Origin of the sequence: Fictibacillus arsenicus (assembly GCF_001642935.1) — a bacterium.
GTDB lineage: Bacteria > Bacillota > Bacilli > Bacillales > Fictibacillaceae > Fictibacillus > Fictibacillus arsenicus_B.
The window spans coordinates 1,466,275-1,483,116 of sequence record NZ_CP016761.1; the positions used below are offsets into that span (position 1 = coordinate 1,466,275).

The window sequence follows — 16,842 nt, forward strand, 5'->3', positions numbered from 1 at the left end:
CCAGCCAGGGATACAGAACCCTGGCATTAATCTTGTTAAATTGTTTGAAGCCCCTAATTCGTTGGTAAGACGAATTAGGGGCTTTTTTGTGCTGTAAATTTACATAACCATGGACACTTCCGCAAATGCTAAGAAAAGATTGGAAAAAAGGCGGATGGTTATGCGGAATAGAAGAAAACGCCCTATTATCAAAACCCATAAAAAACTATCTGATATGATTGCGGATAAAAAAGCCGGCGAAAGTTCTTCTCTTCAAACGAAGTCAGGTGCTTCAGAAGTTCAAATTCGAGAATTCAATGATCAGCAGCAACCAGTGAAAGTAGGAGAATTGAGCCCAGCCTTACATATCAATGTTGATAGAATTAAAAACCGTCTTGGTAATCCGACGGACCTCATTATCCGGGAATTTGAGTTTGAACTTGAACAAAAGGTAACAGCAACACTTATATTCCTGGAAGAGATGAACGATACACAGCTCTTAAGTGAATTTATTTTAGAACCACTGATGAATCTTACATCCGAAAAACAATCATCTCCAGTTCCCATAAACCATGCACTTCATTACATTAAGCAGAATGCACTTGCTTTAGGAAGAGTGCTAGATGTCGAAACAGAAGACGAATTGCTGGAAGCGCTGCTTGCCGGATTAAGTGTCCTATTAGTCGAAGGTAATACGAAAGGCCTTAAGATGGGCACTAACGGCGGAAAAATGCGGAACATTGAAGAGCCGACATCTGAGGTTGTTATTCGCGGTCCGAAAGAAGCTTTCACGGAATCAATAAAAACGAACATTTCATTAATCCGAAGAAAATTAAGATCACCAGATTTGCGAATTGAAAAGTTTATAGTCGGTGATATCACTAGAACAGATTTAGCCATTGTATATATGGATAACATCGTAAACCCTTTAATCGTAAAAGAAATAAAAGAAAGAATTGAACAGGTAAAAACGGATGGCCTACTTGAAACGGGCCAGCTTGAAGAATTCATACAAGATGAGACGGTTACTGTTTTCCCGCAATTGATGAGTACTGAAAGACCTGATGTGGTTATCGGTAATATTTTAGAAGGACGGGTAGGCATCATTGTAAACGGAACACCATTTTCACTTATCGCACCTTCGCAATTTATTCAGTTCTTTCAATCATCTGAAGACTATTACATGAGATATGACATCAGTACTTTTTTGAGACTGCTTCGTTTTTCCGTTTTTATTATCTCGTTGATTGCTCCATCCATTTATATCGCCCTTACAACCTTTCATCAGGCTATGATTCCTACTACATTGCTTTTTGGTATTGCTGCTCAGCGTGAAGGTGTACCTTTTCCAGCTATAGCGGAGGCACTAGTTATGGAGATTACATTTGAGATATTACGTGAGGCGGGAATTCGGATGCCCCGTGCAGTTGGTGTAGCCGTATCGATCGTTGGTGCACTTGTATTAGGACAGGCAGCTGTTCAGGCAGGGCTCGTATCACCTGCTATGGTTATCGTTGTTGGGATTACAGCAGTTGCCAGTTTTGCAATTCCTTCATTTGCTGTCGCAACATCAGCCCGTTTACTCCGGTTTCCTCTGATGATTATCTCTTCAGTGTTTGGTTTTTATGGGTTAACTCTTGCGCTGATCGTAATCGTTGCTCATTTAACGAGTCTGCGGTCATTCGGTATTCCATACTTAAGTCCGTTTGCTCCGATACAAACACAGGATTTAAAGGACAGTTTATTCCGATTTCCTGTCACTCACTTATTTAAGCGGCCAGAAAAGCTGGCAAAGAAAAATGCTACCCGTACGCTGCCTTATGAAGTTAAGAAAAAGAGAGAGGAGGAAACAACAAGATGAGTTTCTTGAAATGTTTCGTCCCTCTCTCCCTATGTCTTCTTTTTCTGGCAGGGTGCTGGGATCAGAATGAGCTAGACGAGCTTTCGATCGTGATGGGAATGGGGATCAATATAGATAAAAAAGGGGATTTGATCGTCACATATCAGGTAGTGAACCCAACAGAAGTCGCACCTGGGGTTTCGGGCGGAGGCGGCGGAAAACAGCCTGTATTTACAGTTTATGAAACAAAAGGAAATAATTTGATGGAAGCAACGAGAAAAGCTACTAAACAAACTTCGCGCCGTCTATTTTTTGCACATGCCCGCATGGTTGTATTTAGCGAGAAACTAGCAAAAGAAAATATTTATGAAGCACTCGATATGATGTCGCGCGATCCGGAAGTACGTTCTACGATACAGGTTCTGATTGCAAGAAATACAACACCTTCTAAAATATTAAGAACGTTTACGGCTATAGATAAAGTGACTTCAGATGAAGTGGCTGCAATCTTAAGAATATCTGAAAAAACCTGGGGAGAAAATGTTCAGCAGGATATAAATGAAGTTCTTCAATCTATTATCAATGAAGGCGGAGAGCCTTTAATTAACGGGATTGAAATTATGGGTGATAAAGAGCTCGCTGTTACAGCTAAAAACTATGAGGTAGGAGATCCCGCGAGAGTAAAAGTGTCAGGGATGGGTGTTTTTAAACAAGGTAAATTAAAAGGATGGCTCGATGGACCTAAAGCGAGAGGCGTTCTATGGTTAAGAGGAAAAATTGCAAGCTCCGTTGTAACTGTGCCTTGCAAAGGCAATAAAAAAGGGTATGCGATTGAAGTTGTCCGTTCCAATACTGAACTCTCAGCTTCCACTGAAAGAGATGTTCCAACAATAAATGTTGAGGTTTTTCCTGAGACGAATATTGCGGAAACAAATTGCCCGGTTAATCTTGAAAAGCCATCTGAAATATTTAAAATTGAAAAAATGTTCAACAATGTGATTGAGAAAGAAATAACGAAAACGATAAAGGCTGCGCAGAATTTCAATAGTGATGTAATCGGATTTGGTGAACTGCTGTACCGGGAAAACCCTGAAAAGTGGGATCGCGTTTATAAAAAGAACTATAATCGGGTTTTTCCTGAGATCCAGGTCAGAGTTAAAGTGGACTCACGGATCAGAAGGTCAGGAATTCGAACTTCTCCATTTTTATTTGAGAAAAATCAAGAGAATAAGGAGGAAGTTGAATCCTCATGAAAACGTATAAGATCGATCTTCAGCAGTATTTTATTCTTATCGTGTTGTTTGAACTTGGTAGTGCTATTCTTGTCGGACTTGGGATGAATGCTGGCAGAGACGCATGGATCGCCATTTTGTTTGGTATGTTTGCAGGAATGATCTTGTTTGTAGGGTACTTCTTTTTGTATAAACAGTTTCCTGAAATGTCCTTAACGCAATATATACAAGTGTTATTCGGGAAGTATGTAGGGAAGTTTTTTGGATTTTGCTATATGCTGTACTTTTTGTACCTTGCGTCCAGAGTGTTGCGTGACTTTGGAAGTTTGCTTCTGTCAGCTGTTTTTGTACAAACACCGATTATCGTAGTGAACACCTTAATGGTCGCAACGATTGTGTATGTCTTAAAGCTTGGATTTGAGGTCCTGGCTCGAACAGGAGAAATATTTTTTGGGTTGGTTGGCTTGGTAGGGATTACATTGGCGGTATTAGTTTTATCGGCAGATCTTATGGAATACAACTACTTGCTTCCTATATTTGGAGATGGAGTTATACCTGTATTAAAAGCAGCTTTTCCAGTAACGCCGACGTTTCCTTTTGGAGAGATGATTGTTTTCACTATGCTGCTTCCTTATTTAAAAGTGAAAAACAAAAATAAGGCTTTAAAGGTAGGTTTATTAGGAATGGGAGTAAGCGGTATAGTATTAAGTACGACGATTGCAATGGATATCGCCGTTCTAGGCGGACACGTCGCAACTCATGTTTACTTTCCTCTTTTAGCAGCTGTAGCGAAGATCAATCTCGGAGAATTTATACAGAGACTTGATGCATTAGTTGTATTTACATTAATCATTGGTGGATTTTTCAAGGTTGCCGTCTTTTTATACGTATCTGTAAAAGCCGCGCAGGATGTATTTGGAGTTAAGGAAGAAACCACAATCATCGGACCGATAGGAGTTGTTGTCATTCTATCTTCGATTGGGATTGCATCTAATTACGTAGAACATATTAATGAAGGGTTGAATGTTGTGCCTCAATTTATTCACATTCCGTTTCAGGTTGTTTTACCTGCAATCTTTATTATTGTATTCTTAATTAGAAGAAAGCAGCTTAAGCATTTTGCTTCCTCTTCATCCAGCTAGACCACATGAATGTTAGCAATGGAAGTATGAACAATACGATCACCAGGAAAAATTCCACTTTATCCACATATTTAAAAAATGAAAAAAAGGATCGTTTGAAGACGGTTAAAGGCGGTGTGCCCATAAACCAGTCAATGCCAATTAATAGGGCAATCATTGCAGTAAGTATTATCAAATAGATGGATACAGGGTTTATCATTTCTATCGCCTCCTGAAGAATAGTTTTTACAGTATTCTGCCACTTATCCATCATTAAAAGGGAGCGGGGAAAATGTGCGGCAGGTATTTTCTTTATTATGACAAGGATTTTATCATTGATGCCTTTAATATAGTGAATGAGTTCGATTATGAAGACCGATTTAACATCGCTCCCAGTCAGGATGTGCTAGCTATTGTTAAGGGCAGCTCAGGTAACCGGGCGGGGTATATGAAATGGGGGCTTATTCCGAAGTGGGCGAATGACCCTAAGATCGGCAACAAACTGATCAATGCCAGAAGCGAAACAATCGAAGAAAAACCAAGCTTTAAAGAATCTTTTTATCAAAAAAGATGTCTGATCCCTGCAAGCGGCTTTTACGAATGGGTAAAAGAAGGGAATAAAAAACAGCCTTATCAGTTTACCTTAGAAGATAACGAGCCTTTTGCTTTTGCAGGAATCTGGTCCAGGTGGAATCAGGGGCCAGCTGGTGCGGGTGCTGAAAAAATAACTTGTTCAATATTAACAAAGGAATCTAATTCGTTTATGGGGACTTATCATCATAGGATGCCAGTTATGCTGAGACGAGAAAAAGGAGAACTCTGGCTAGATCGCGGAACAGACAAAGACATACTCCTGGCGTTGCTCAGTGAAAATAACCCTGAACTTTCAGCAGAACCAGTTACAAGGGATTTAAATACGAGATAATACCGGCTCTTTTAAGGCAGAACCTGCTTTAGGGAAGCCCGGTTTTTTTATAGGTTCTTTTCATGGTTTTCTCTAAAAAATTGTTATTTAGCGGTGTTACGTTCGATTCTCTTCTTTGACAAGTTGATTGGAGCGTAAGGTGCGAGACTCCTCGAAAATGAAAATCACATTTTCCTTCGTTCGATATAACGCTGTCGAAGCCTTCCTTGTCCTATAGGATGAGGGGGGCTCAAACACCCTGCGGAAAGTGAATCCTGTAGCGGAAATTAATCTCTTACAAGTGCAACAAAAATTGGGAACATAGATTTTGTATTTAAAAGTCCCGAAATCGGGATAGTGTTTTTGGTAAAACAGAACTATATTGTAAATTATTTGTAAGTCTTTCTGACTGTTTTAACATAAAACTAACAATTGAACCGACAAACTTGTGTTATATTCTTCATGGATTTACTAAGTTTTACATAATAAAACATAGGCAGGTGGACGGTTGTGTTAAAAAGAAAGACGAAAAAACTCACAAATATAAGTATCATTTTTGCTATGGTAATCAGTTTAATATTACCTATGCAGCAAGCATCAGCGGCTGACGTAATTACCGTAAGCGAGGCTATTGCAAATAATACTGGAACGGCGACTGTTGAAGGTTATATAGTTGGGATTGTTTCGAGTGGTAATAATGGAAATATAACTTGTGATTATGAGGCACCTTTTAATACCGAGTATAATTTAGCACTTGCTGATTCTCCAGATGAAAAAAACATTGCAAAAATATTACCGGTGCAATTAACAACAGATGTTAGAGCGGATTTAAACCTGAAAACTCACCCTGAAAATTTAGGGAAAAAAATACAAATTACTGGGAATTTAAAAGCTTACTTTACAGCACCTGGCCACAAGGACGCTACTTCTTTCTCTTTTGTCGATGGCACACCTCCTGAACCTCAAGTAGAAGAAGTAAAATCTTCAGTTGAAGGACAAGTAGTTTCTAAAGGAACTCAAGTAACACTTTCAACTGCAACACCTGATGCAGCAATCTATTACACAGTAGATGGCTCAAACCCAACTGCGGATAGCACGCTTTACTCTGCTCCAATTACGATTAATGAAGATGTAACTATAAAAGCTTTAGCTGTTAAAGATGGATTGAAAGACAGCAGCATTGCTGAATTTAAATATCAAGTAGCACTTTCAGGACTTCGCATTCATGATATCCAAGGTGCCGGTCACAATTCTCCTGTTGCAAATAAAGTAGTTGAAGGTGTAGAAGGCATCGTAACAAAAGTGGTAGATGACAGAAACTTCTACTTGCAAGATTTAGTACCAGATAACGATTCTAATACATCTGAAGGAATTCTTGTATATAAGCCGGGTCATGAACAAACGGAAGGCAATGTCGTTTCCGTAAATGGTCAAGTTAAAGAATGGGTGCTAGAAGGGTACTCTGACAAATTAGGAACAGATCTTGCAATGACTGAAATCAATGCTGATAAAGGTCAGGTAGCAACACTCGAAGAAGGACAAGAACTTCCTGAGTCTATCGTAATCGGCATGTTCGGCTTGCAGCAGCCGACAAAAATTATTGATAATGATAATTTTGAAGAATTCGATCCAAATGAAGATGGAATAGATTTTTATGAAAGTTTAGAAGGTATGCTTGTAGAAATTAATAATCCGGCTGTTATTGCGCCGCAAAAGTATGGTGAACTTGTTGTTCTTCCAGATCGCGGTGAATACAGCAGACTTAATTCTGCTGGCGCGTTAAATATTACTGAATTTGATTACAATCCTGAACGTATTTTCGTAGATATGGGCGATGAAGATTTTGTTGCCAAATCAGGTGATTATTTTGAAGGGGCTATTACTGGTGTTGTAAGCTATGGTTTTAGCAACTATAAAGTATTGACGGATGCGGAAGACCTTCCAGCGTTTGTTGAAGGCAACACAAAAAGAGAAATCACTCGTATTCACGAAAAACATAAAGAACTAACAATTGCTAGCTTTAACGTTGAGAATTTTTCAGCCAATGAAAAGGGAACTTCAGATGAAAAGGTTATGAGAATAGCTGAATCAATCGTTCAAAACCTAAAGTCTCCTGATATTGTAGGTCTTGTTGAAATGCAAGATGGGAACGGTTCTACAAATGATGGAACTACTGATGCAAAAGAAAGTGCTGACCGTTTAATAGCTGAAATTGCAGCTCAAGGCGGACCAGAATATGTATACACAGATATTGCTCCTGAAAACAATCAAGACGGCGGACAGCCAGGTGGTAACATTCGTGTAGGATTCATCTACAATCCTGAACGCGTTTCACTTACAGAGGGAACAAAAGGAACGGCAACAGAAGCAGTAGAATATAAGGATGGGAAACTTACACTAAATCCAGGACGTATTGATCCAACCAATGTAGCTTTTGAAGACAGCCGCAAGCCGGTAGCAGCACAGTTTGAGTTTAACGGTGAGAGTGTAATTGTGGTTGCGAACCACTTTAACTCCAAAGGCGGTGACCAGCCATTATTTGGTAAGAACCAGCCTCCATTCTTAGGGAGCGAAGAACAACGTTTAGCAATTGCTGATATCGTAAACGGTTTTGTTAAGGATGTAAAAGAAGAGGACAAGAATGCAAAGGTAGTTCTTCTTGGAGACTTCAACGATTTTGAATTCACAGAATCACTTGAAATTTTAAAAGGGAATGAGCTTACTAATATGGTTGAGAAAGTGCCATTTAATGAGCGTTTCACATACTCATACCAGGGTAACGCACAAGTTCTGGATCATATTTTAGTAACCAACAACATGGCGAAGAAAACAAAGGTTGATATTGTTCATATCAACTCACAGTTCATGGAACAACATGGACGTGCAAGTGACCATGATCCGGTACTGATTCAGGTGAAATTGGATAAAGTAAAATAAAAAATAGAAGAACTGGCTAAAAGGACATGAAAACTCCCTTTTGGTCAGTTTTTTTTGTCTATTTATCATATTTTACACGACCATTTGTTATGTAAAAGTACAGGTTTGAGCGAAACGCGGGTAGAGTTGAGCGAAACTAGGAGCAGTTTGAGCGAAAAATAAGATATTTTGAGCGAAGATATACGATTCTGAGCGTAGCGAGCTTTTTTTAAGCGTACGTGTAATAAATAAAAGAACACGTACCGTAAAATTCAAATATCCTAAAATATGAAAAGGACTGACTCCCAGGAGTACAGTCCAGTTTTAATCAAAAAACTCGCGATTAGCGACGGTATCCGCCACCTAGTTGCTGCTCAGCCATTTGAACAAGACGTTTAGTGATTTCACCACCAACAGATCCATTCGCACGGGATGTTGTGTCTGGTCCAAGTTGAACACCAAACTCAGAAGCGATTTCATACTTCATTTGATCCAAAGCTGCTTGTGCTCCAGCTACTACTAATTCATTAGAGTTGTTGTTACGTGCCATATGTATCACCTCCTTGTAATACTAGTTTGTATATCTTTTACAAAAATATGCATCTGTTGGAAAATATTTTTATAAGTCATTAATTAGATAGGTATTCGCATATTTTTTACATAACCCACACAAAAACCTTAGGATTTCGTATGATAAATCATCCCCCTATTTTTATTTTCAAGAAAAGCACTGTACTGATTTCCAGTCGGTGTTTTTCTTTTTGAATTTTCCACCTGCTATTTTAAGATTTTGGATTTATAATAGAGAAGGAATTTTACAGATATGTATAGAATATCGATGCATTTAAGAGAGCGGGTGGAGAGATGGGGCTTAAGAACAAAGAAAACATCACGAAATGGAAAGGGATAGCATTAGCTTTAACCGGTGCTTCGCTTTGGGGATTTTCAGGAAATGCTGCAGAGTGGATTTTCTCTCATACCGCAGTGACAGCGACATGGCTTGTATCCGTTCGTATGGTGATGGCAGGGTTGCTGCTTTTAATCTTAGTCTCCTTTAACAATAATATTTTTTCAGTTTGGAAGAACAAAAGAGACCGCTTAGATTTGCTTGTTTTTTCTTTAACGGGAATGCTTGGCGCACAGCTGACGTTTTTCTTAAGCATTGAGGCTGGAAACGCACCGACAGCGACGCTTCTTCAGTTTTTAGGTCCTGTTTTTATCACGATTTATTTTGCATTGAAGTTCTTAAAATGGCCGAAGCGAAAAGAATGGATCGCCGTGTTGATGGCACTTACAGGGACATTTCTGCTATTAACAAATGGAAAGCTGGATTACATAACCGTATCTAAAGATGCCATTTTCTGGGGTGTGCTTTCTGGTGTTTCGGTTGCCGTGTATACCGTATATCCAGTCGGGTTATTAAAACTTTACGCATCTGCTGCAATTACGGGCTGGGCGATGCTTTTAGGCGGATTAGCAGTTTCTGTATGGACACAGCCTTGGCAAGCGGGATTCATTGACTGGACACCATCTCTTTTTTGGATGCTTGCGTTCGTCGTTATTTTTGGAACGCTGTTGCCGTTTTATCTGTATTTAGATAGTTTGAAATACATTTCTTCAACCGAAACAAGCCTGCTTGGAAGTGCTGAACCATTAGTAGCCACAATTGTTTCAGTTGTCTGGCTCGGTACCGCGTTCGGCAGTTTCCAATCGGCAGGTGGTATGCTGATCATATTAACTGTGTTCTTATTATCTATGCCGGAAAAAGGAATTCTCAAAATTAATCAGACTGTCAATAAATAGCTTTTTTGTATCGCACATTTGACTTTTTTTCTGAATCGTACCACTATGGTAGGGTACAACTTACAACAGGAGTAGATGCGAAATGAACGATAAAATTGTATTTTTTGATATAGACGGAACACTAGTAAACGATGAAAAAAAGATTCCGGAAAGCACGACAGAAAGCATCAGCCAGCTGCAGAAAAATGGTGTGCATGTGGCTATTGCTACTGGACGCGGTCCATTCATGTTCGAACCTATTCGAGAGGAACTTGGTGTTGATTCATTCGTCAGCTTTAACGGTTCATTTGTTGTATTTAAAGATGAAGTGATCCATAAGACACCTCTGCCAGCTGAATTCATTACTAAAATTGAAAAAGAAGCAGAAACTGCAGGTCATCCCCTTGTCTATCTTGACCATCAAAAAGCTACTTGCAACGCAGATGATCATGAAATCATAAAAAACTGTACTTTCAACCTTATGCCAAATTATCCGCTCTATCAACCTGGCTTCTATAAAGACAATGAAGTCTATCAGGTACTATTGTTCTGTCAAGAACAGCATGAGAAAGCTTACCGTGAAGGGTATAAAGGAACGTTTGATTTTATCCGCTGGCATGAGGATGCACTGGATATCCTGCCAACCGGTGGTTCAAAAGCAAAAGGGATTGAAGCCTTTATTAAACAGATGAACATGAAACCTGAAAACGTATTTGCATTCGGTGACGCATTGAATGATATCGAGATGCTGAATGCGGCAGGAACCGGTATTGCGATGGGAAATGGAATGAAAGAAGCGAAAGAAGCCGCTGACTTTGTAACAAAATCAGTCGATGAAGACGGAATCTATTATGGACTAAAACATTTTGGACTCATTTAATAGTTGGTAAAACCTTTGCAGATGCAAGGGTTTTTTCTTTCGTCTGGGCTGTAGACTTTTTTGCTATTGAAAGATGTTGATTTCCGCTCTAGGTACTCGCTTTCCGCGGGGCGGGCGGTGAGCCTCCTGACGCTTTGCGCCTTTAGGAGTCTCACCTGTCCCACTCGTCCCGCAGGAGTCTCGCACCTTCCACTCCAATCAACTTGTCAACGAAGTATCTTCATAAAAAGAATCATAAGCAACTATTTTTAGAAAAAAGCCTTTGTTTAACAATGTAGAAATATATAGAAAAAAGTATAAATTTTGGTAAATAATTTGAAGGGATTTCTCCTATTTTGGCGAAAAAAGGCTTTATGATAGCTGGAGCAGTGTCGATATAAGCTATACAGCAAGAAAAGACGTCCAAATAGGAGTTGAAACAGGTGAAAGCAAACGTTAAACTGGTTAACTTGATTTTGTGTTCCTTCCTCATACTGTCATTGATTCCGGCGATTTCAGCATCTGCTGAGAGTAAAGCAACTGTAAATGCTACGAGCTTAAATGTTCGCTCAGAACCAGCTCTTTCAGCCAAAAAGATAGGTTCACTGAAAAACGGAGACACCGTAACAGTGCTGAAAACGGAAAAGGGATGGGCAAACATCAACTTCAACGGCAAAAAAGGATGGGTGAGCGCAGAATTTTTGAAGGTGAAGAATGGTTCGGCACCATCATCCCAGCCGCCAAAAACAGAGAAACCCGCAGCTAAGCAAGCAAAGGTTACAGCTACTTCTTTAAATGTCAGAAAAGGACCAAGCCTTCAGCATACTATTGTAGGATCACTTAAGAACGGAACAGTTGTAACGATACAAAATCAAGATGGCAAATGGTCATCAATTACATATGGAAAGATATCCGGCTGGGTAAGCAATGCATATCTGCTGGAGCAAACTTCACAGCCTCCAGTTGCCCAGAAACCAGTCAACAATAATTCAGGGAACACAAACAATAATAATAATGGAAAATGGGGATCCGTAACAGCGACTTATTTAAACTTCCGATCTTCCGGAGATCTGAATGCACCTATTATAGGTTCATTAAAGTACGGAACAGCTGTTCAAATTCTATCTGAATCTTACGGATGGTCATCTATTCAGACTTCAGATGGAAAAAAGGGATGGGCATCCACTAAATATATTTCTGTACAAAGCGGGAGCTCTCTAGTGACTACAGCACCTAAGCCAGAAACAAAACCGCCTTCCGCACCGCCTGCTTCCGTACTGAAAAAAGTAGTGGTAATGACAGACGGAGTAAACATTCGACAAGGTCCATCGACAGCTTACCTCATTATTGGAAAAGCCAATCAAGGAGATGAGTATGCTTATATTCAATCAAAAAATGATTGGGTGCAGCTTAGACTTCCTAACGGAAATAACGCATGGATAGCAGGCTGGCTTGTTGCCATTCAGCAGAATTCGTCTTCACCTAACAGCAATACAGGAACAACTTCGCCGAAACCTTCAACGAACGGATTAAAAGGAAAACGCATTGTCATTGATCCAGGTCATGGCGGGCATGATCCAGGTGCACTTGGGAAAAACCATGGAACGCATGAATCAGAACTTACACTCATGAGTGCAAGACTTTTAGCAACACAGCTGAGTAAAGCAGCTGCTGTGGTTATTCTTACACGTAGTGACAGCAATTATCTTTCTTTAAATAAGCGTGTAGAAATAAGCCATTATCATTTTGCAGATGCCTTTATTAGTCTTCATTACAATTCAGCTCTGGATACAAGGGCTTCCGGGCTCTTAACGTTTTATTACGGTCAAAAGGACATCAAACTTGCAGATTCCGTTCATTCTGGCCTTCTTCAAGCAGGTACTGGTCTTTCTGGCGGGAATGTCAGATTTGGAAACTTCCATGTATTGCGCGAGAATAAACAGCCAGCCGTATTAGTGGAGTTAGGGTTTCTTTCAAATTCATTCGACGAAATGACGGTAAGAACTGACTCCTTTCAGTCTAAAGCGGCTTCTGGTATTACGAACGGACTAGCAAAATATTTTCAGTAAGCACATTCAGCTGTCTCTTATTTAGGAGGCGGCTTTTTTTTATTCAAACTTTTCGCTGGATTTTACAGGTGGATTTTTTCTATAATTAAAAGCACAAATAATAAAGTTTGTTAACAATAGGTGGTGCAGGGTTTTGGAAAACTCCGGATTAATTCTTGAGGGTGGGGGAATGCGCGGCGTTTATACAGCTGGTGTTCTCGATGTATTTATGGAAAATGATCTTTATTTTCCTTATGTGATCGGGGCTTCTGCAGGAGCTTGTAATGCGGTGTCCTATTTATCGAGACAGCATGGAAGAAATCGTACGGTGAACCTGGAATATAGCTCACATCCAGAGTATATTTCTTATAAGAACTGGCTGTTTAAGAAAAAAGGTCTGTTCGGTATGGATTTTATTTTCAATGAACTTCCAAACCGTCTTGTTCCATTTGATTATGAAGCGTTTAAAGGATCTCAAGAAAGATTTGTGGTCGTTGTTACGGACTGCAGAACAGGTGAACCGGTTTACTTGAGCAGAGAAGACTATAATAAAATGGACATCTCAATGGTATTAAGAGCATCCTCTTCCATTCCGTTCATTGCACCAATGGTTGAGCTGGAAGGCAAACATGTGATGGATGGAGGCATTGCCGATCCGATTCCTGTTCATAAAGCGATGAAAGATGGAGTTAGAAAAGGTGTAGTCGTCCTTACTCAAAATCATGGCTACCGAAAGAAAAAGCCAAAAATGACGTGGGTCACTAAGCGTTTTTATCCAGAATACACAGGGTTAGATGAAAGTTTGCGAGGACGCTACCTCAAGTACAATGAAACGCTGGATTACATTGAAGAAGAAGAGAGAAAAGGAAACCTGTTCGTACTGCGACCTTTAGAAAAGATGAAAGTAAAGCGGATAGAACGTGACCCGAAAAGGCTCGGAGTTCTTTATGAACATGGCAGAAAAGATGCAATCGATCAGCTGGACAACTTAAGAAACTGGCTTAACAACTAGTTGCTCTTGTAAGTGGTTGATTTCCGTTCCAGGGTGCTCGCTTTCCACGGGGCGTGCGGTGAGCCCCCTAGGCTAATCAAGCCTGCTGGGGTCTCACCTGTCCCGCTTATCCCGTAGGAGTCTCGCACCTTGCACTCCAATCAACTTGTCAATGAAGAAAGGTTGCAAAATACTTAGAAGCAATAATCTTTTAAAAGAGCCATTAAATAAGAAAGCTGGCATGCGGGGTTTCTCTCAGAACCTTGCAGCCAGCTTTTGTTATTCTTAATATATTTTTTGAATCACTTCTTCTATATCCGGTTCTTTCATCTGAATATCAACCGGTTCGCCCCACTTTGCAACCTCTTGAAGCAATGAAGGGGAAGAAAGAACAGACCGGTCATACATGAGTATAAGTTTGTCATCTTCCCAGCGCATTTTTTCGATACCGTCTAATTCAGCCGGCAAATGCTTGGGCATCTCCCTGTATTGCACTTCTATCACGCTCGGCAATCCGATATTATGTCTTAGATCTTCAAGAGAACCATCAAGCACAATCTGCCCATGATTGATCACAATTACCCGGCTGCACAGCTGTTCGATGTCATCCATATCATGTGTCGTTAAGAGGATGGTTTTCTTTTCGTTTGTGTTGAGTTCTTTCAAGAAAGACCGGATGCTTGTTTTGGCATTTACATCGAGACCGATCGTCGGTTCATCCAAAAAAAGTACATCTGGATTATGAATCATAGCCGCAGCAAGATCTCCCCGCATGCGCTGTCCGAGGGAAAGTTTTCGCACAGGTGTATTCATAAACTGTCCGATCTGCAGCATATCATCATACAGCTTTAAAAACGCTTGATATTTAGTATCAGGTACTTTGTACATCTCTTTTAAAATATCAAAAGAATCCCTTAAGGGAAGATCCCACCATAGCTGTGTCCGCTGCCCGAAGACGATGCCAATCTTTTTGGCAACGTCTTTTCTTCTTTTTTGAGGACTCAGACCTGCCACCTTAATGCTTCCGCCAGTTGGATGAAGAATACCTGACAGCATTTTAATCGTTGTTGATTTTCCTGCACCGTTCGGACCAATGTAACCGACAAATTCACCTTCTTGAATGTTAAAAGAAATATCATTTACAGCTTTTACAACATGATGTTTGGTAGATAGAAGGGAAGTAAATGAACCGATGAATCCTTTTTTCGTTTCATAGATTTTAAAGTGCTTGTTTAATTGATCTGCAACTATCATATGTTCCTCCTTAACTGCCTGTACTGTGGTAGTGCCGAATTCCAAACTGCCAGAAACGCAATGATAAACATAAAAAAACGAGAGCAACTGCCGGCGGCCATGCCAGGTTCCATATGTTGCCGCCTTTATTTAATAAGAATAGGATAGGCGTGTAGTTCATAAACCCAACTGGAATGACAGTGAAGAAAATAATCTTTAACCATCCGGGGTAGATGTTCATCGGATAGTTTGCTGCATTAAATGGTGCATAAAGTGTGAAGGTCTGGAAATCTTTAATTCGCTGCGTCCAGAACGCGAGAGTTGCTGTCAGGAGTCCAAGAGAAAAACAGATCACTACACCAGATGCAATGGAAACAGGCAAGTACAGCAGAAGCAGAAGCATATCAAAACTCTCCAGGCTGAGTCCGATAATAGAAATAACAAGAATGATAACGCCTTGAGCGGTTCCTCCGATCCGTGACAGGTCAAGGTTCTTAGTTAAGAGCAGTGAAAGTGGAGAGACTGGGCGAATAAGGAGGCTATCAAACTCTCCTTCTACCATGTATCTTTCAAAATTATGAATCTCTACACCAAACACTCTGTAAAGCGTTATTGCTACAGAAGAAATACCGTAAAGCAAGCCTACTTCATAAAGATTCCAGCCTTTCACATCATCAAAACGCTGTAAGATCGCCGCGAGCAAAACGAAATCAACAGCCATTATCAATCCATATGAAAGAGAGGATACGAGAAAATTCATTTTATATTGCATGCGGGAACGCAAGCTTCCTGATAACAGCTTCAAATAAAGATTCATAGCTTATCCTCCTTGAATCTCTAATTTTTGGCGTGCTCTTTCGGTAATCCATAGATTCAGCAAAGTTAATGCTATAGCCCAGAATAGCTGAAACCAGATGACATCATTTGATGCTTTTTCAAGGAAAACCATGACTGGATAATAGATGGCTCCTGCAAAAGGCAAGTACTGTGTCAAAGTTGACAAAGGTGCCGGAAGAAAATCGATAGGTACCATCTGTCCGCCGAGACCGGCTAATAAGGTGAAGTTTACGAAATGTGCCCAGGCGACTTCCGTCGTCCAGCAAGCACTAATTCCTACCAGATAGTGTAAATTAACAGATATAATAATAGCGAGAAGTACTGAAATACTTATGAAAAGATAGCTTGATAAATGTTGAGGTACATAAAAGCCGACGGTTAATGCAAAAACGAGTCCGATCGGAATCGAACGAAAGAAGAAATTATAAACGAGCCGTCCGGCTTCTTGTGAGGTAACGTACAGAAAAAAGTTTGTTGGTCTGGCAAGTTCTAATGAGATGGCTCCGTTTCGGACACCGTTTTGAATGTTGAGTCCTGCTGTTAAAAATCCGGAAAGCCAAAGGATGCATTGTGCAGCAGCTATGTAATATGTCATGTCCATTACATCATAGGGACTGCTCTGTTCTTTTCCTTGCAAAACACCTGCCCAGATTGCAATGAATACAAAGCCAAAGATTGCACTTGCCGCATTGTTAATGAGATGGGCAACTTTATATTGCATATTAGTCATAAAGCTTTTTTGTAACAGAATCCAATAAACCATAAGTCCCCCTTTATAAAGCTGTAATTTCAGAGCGCAGAATTATAAAATAGCAAATTTTACAAAAGTTTGCAATTCTTTTTTGTTCGTTCTGTGACGAAGATATAGAAAAACAACATATGATCAAACAAATTGTTCAGGTGGCAAACGAGATAGGGGCGATCGTTTTAGCAGAAGGTATCGAGAGAAAAGAAGAGGCAGACCTTGCTCGTCATTATGGAGTACAGCTTGCACAAGGCTATTATTTCGGTAAACCTGTCCCAACGGAAAAATTAATGATTACAGCTGAATAACGCAAGCCAAAACCTTATCAAAAAAAGATAAGGTTTTTTTTCATGAT

15 protein-coding genes are annotated in these 16,842 nt (G+C 40.0%); 10 read left to right on the forward strand and 5 right to left on the reverse strand.

The genetic code is table 11. The annotated features are described in order from the left end of the window. Positions 1–160 precede the first annotated feature (160 nt). Genes ABE41_RS07780 through ABE41_RS07790 form a run of 3 tightly spaced genes read left to right on the forward strand, consistent with a single transcriptional unit; the run spans position 161 to position 4,193 of the window. Entirely contained in the window at positions 161–1,840 is a 1,680-nt protein-coding gene (locus ABE41_RS07780; protein WP_172827340.1) for a spore germination protein, read from the forward strand. After that, the gene (locus tag ABE41_RS07785) at positions 1,837–3,072 is read left to right on the forward strand and encodes a Ger(x)C family spore germination protein (protein WP_066288454.1); all 1,236 of its coding nucleotides are present in this window, start codon (positions 1,837–1,839) and stop codon (positions 3,070–3,072) included. The genes ABE41_RS07780 and ABE41_RS07785 overlap by 4 nt, the downstream gene beginning before the upstream one ends. Further along, positions 3,069–4,193, forward strand: a complete 1,125-nt coding sequence (locus tag ABE41_RS07790) for a GerAB/ArcD/ProY family transporter (RefSeq protein ID WP_066288456.1) — start codon at positions 3,069–3,071, stop codon at positions 4,191–4,193. Before ABE41_RS07785 ends, ABE41_RS07790 begins: the two co-directional genes overlap by 4 nt. Here the strand turns inward: ABE41_RS07790 and ABE41_RS07795 are convergent. Next, on the reverse strand, positions 4,162–4,392 hold the full coding sequence (locus ABE41_RS07795; RefSeq protein WP_066288458.1) for a YczF family membrane protein: 231 nt from the start codon (positions 4,390–4,392) through the stop codon (positions 4,162–4,164). The genes ABE41_RS07790 and ABE41_RS07795 overlap by 32 nt on opposite strands. A gap of 72 nt (positions 4,393–4,464) precedes the next feature. Here ABE41_RS07795 and ABE41_RS07800 point away from each other — a divergent pair, with 72 nt between their 5' ends. Together ABE41_RS07800 and ABE41_RS07805 are read left to right on the forward strand one after the other, a co-directional pair. Continuing rightward, positions 4,465–5,097 carry an SOS response-associated peptidase gene (locus ABE41_RS07800; protein ID WP_066288464.1) on the forward strand — a complete coding sequence of 211 codons (633 nt, stop codon included), beginning with the start codon at positions 4,465–4,467 and terminating at the stop codon, positions 5,095–5,097. A 489-nt stretch (positions 5,098–5,586) separates the two neighbouring features. Beyond that, positions 5,587–8,013, forward strand: coding sequence for a DUF6359 domain-containing protein (locus tag ABE41_RS07805; RefSeq protein ID WP_083207718.1), 2,427 nt, complete (start codon positions 5,587–5,589; stop codon positions 8,011–8,013). 322 nt (positions 8,014–8,335) lie between these two features. On the opposite strand, the gene ABE41_RS07810 is transcribed toward ABE41_RS07805, so the two are convergent. Next, positions 8,336–8,542 carry an alpha/beta-type small acid-soluble spore protein gene (locus ABE41_RS07810; protein WP_066288466.1) on the reverse strand — a complete coding sequence of 69 codons (207 nt, stop codon included), beginning with the start codon at positions 8,540–8,542 and terminating at the stop codon, positions 8,336–8,338. A gap of 314 nt (positions 8,543–8,856) precedes the next feature. Here ABE41_RS07810 and ABE41_RS07815 point away from each other — a divergent pair, with 314 nt between their 5' ends. From ABE41_RS07815 to ABE41_RS07830, 4 genes are all read left to right on the forward strand, one after another. After that, on the forward strand, positions 8,857–9,795 hold the full coding sequence (locus ABE41_RS07815; RefSeq protein ID WP_066288468.1) for an EamA family transporter: 939 nt from the start codon (positions 8,857–8,859) through the stop codon (positions 9,793–9,795). An 82-nt stretch (positions 9,796–9,877) separates the two neighbouring features. Continuing rightward, positions 9,878–10,654 (forward strand): Cof-type HAD-IIB family hydrolase, encoded by a 777-nt coding sequence (locus ABE41_RS07820; protein WP_066288472.1) that lies wholly within the window; start codon positions 9,878–9,880, stop codon positions 10,652–10,654. 422 nt (positions 10,655–11,076) lie between these two features. Further along, positions 11,077–12,702: an N-acetylmuramoyl-L-alanine amidase family protein gene (locus ABE41_RS07825; protein WP_066288474.1), complete on the forward strand. Its 1,626-nt coding sequence runs from the start codon at positions 11,077–11,079 to the stop codon at positions 12,700–12,702. Between the two features lie 133 nt (positions 12,703–12,835). Beyond that, positions 12,836–13,693, forward strand: a complete 858-nt coding sequence (locus ABE41_RS07830) for a patatin-like phospholipase family protein (protein ID WP_083207720.1) — start codon at positions 12,836–12,838, stop codon at positions 13,691–13,693. Positions 13,694–13,957: 264 nt separating this feature from the next. Here the strand turns inward: ABE41_RS07830 and ABE41_RS07835 are convergent, their stop codons facing one another. Genes ABE41_RS07835 through ABE41_RS07845 form a run of 3 tightly spaced genes read right to left on the reverse strand, consistent with a single transcriptional unit; the run spans position 13,958 to position 16,505 of the window. Further along, a complete protein-coding gene (locus ABE41_RS07835; RefSeq protein WP_066288477.1) occupies positions 13,958–14,926 on the reverse strand; it encodes an ABC transporter ATP-binding protein in 969 nt (322 codons plus the stop codon). A gap of 10 nt (positions 14,927–14,936) precedes the next feature. Next, positions 14,937–15,722 carry an ABC transporter permease gene (locus ABE41_RS07840; RefSeq protein WP_066288480.1) on the reverse strand — a complete coding sequence of 262 codons (786 nt, stop codon included), beginning with the start codon at positions 15,720–15,722 and terminating at the stop codon, positions 14,937–14,939. A gap of 3 nt (positions 15,723–15,725) precedes the next feature. After that, positions 15,726–16,505: an ABC transporter permease gene (locus ABE41_RS07845; protein ID WP_066288482.1), complete on the reverse strand. Its 780-nt coding sequence runs from the start codon at positions 16,503–16,505 to the stop codon at positions 15,726–15,728. A gap of 101 nt (positions 16,506–16,606) precedes the next feature. Between ABE41_RS07845 and ABE41_RS20605 the strand changes: the two genes are divergently transcribed. After that, complete coding sequence (locus ABE41_RS20605; protein WP_437435470.1) at positions 16,607–16,795, forward strand: EAL domain-containing protein; 189 nt, start codon at positions 16,607–16,609, stop codon at positions 16,793–16,795. Positions 16,796–16,842: the final 47 nt, after the last annotated feature.

Bases quoted from the DNA above. Each gene is read 5' to 3' on its own strand.
- ABE41_RS07780 (WP_172827340.1), top strand. From the start codon at position 161: ATGCGGAATAGAAGAAAACGCCCTATTATCAAAACCCATAAAAAACTA.
- ABE41_RS07785 (WP_066288454.1), top strand. From the start codon at position 1,837: ATGAGTTTCTTGAAATGTTTCGTCCCTCTCTCCCTATGTCTTCTTTTT.
- ABE41_RS07790 (WP_066288456.1), top strand. From the start codon at position 3,069: ATGAAAACGTATAAGATCGATCTTCAGCAGTATTTTATTCTTATCGTG.
- ABE41_RS07795 (WP_066288458.1), bottom strand. From the start codon at position 4,392: ATGATAAACCCTGTATCCATCTATTTGATAATACTTACTGCAATGATT.
- ABE41_RS07800 (WP_066288464.1), top strand. From the start codon at position 4,465: ATGTGCGGCAGGTATTTTCTTTATTATGACAAGGATTTTATCATTGAT.
- ABE41_RS07810 (WP_066288466.1), bottom strand. From the start codon at position 8,542: ATGGCACGTAACAACAACTCTAATGAATTAGTAGTAGCTGGAGCACAA.
- ABE41_RS07815 (WP_066288468.1), top strand. From the start codon at position 8,857: ATGGGGCTTAAGAACAAAGAAAACATCACGAAATGGAAAGGGATAGCA.
- ABE41_RS07820 (WP_066288472.1), top strand. From the start codon at position 9,878: ATGAACGATAAAATTGTATTTTTTGATATAGACGGAACACTAGTAAAC.
- ABE41_RS07835 (WP_066288477.1), bottom strand. From the start codon at position 14,926: ATGATAGTTGCAGATCAATTAAACAAGCACTTTAAAATCTATGAAACG.
- ABE41_RS07840 (WP_066288480.1), bottom strand. From the start codon at position 15,722: ATGAATCTTTATTTGAAGCTGTTATCAGGAAGCTTGCGTTCCCGCATG.
- ABE41_RS07845 (WP_066288482.1), bottom strand. From the start codon at position 16,505: ATGGTTTATTGGATTCTGTTACAAAAAAGCTTTATGACTAATATGCAA.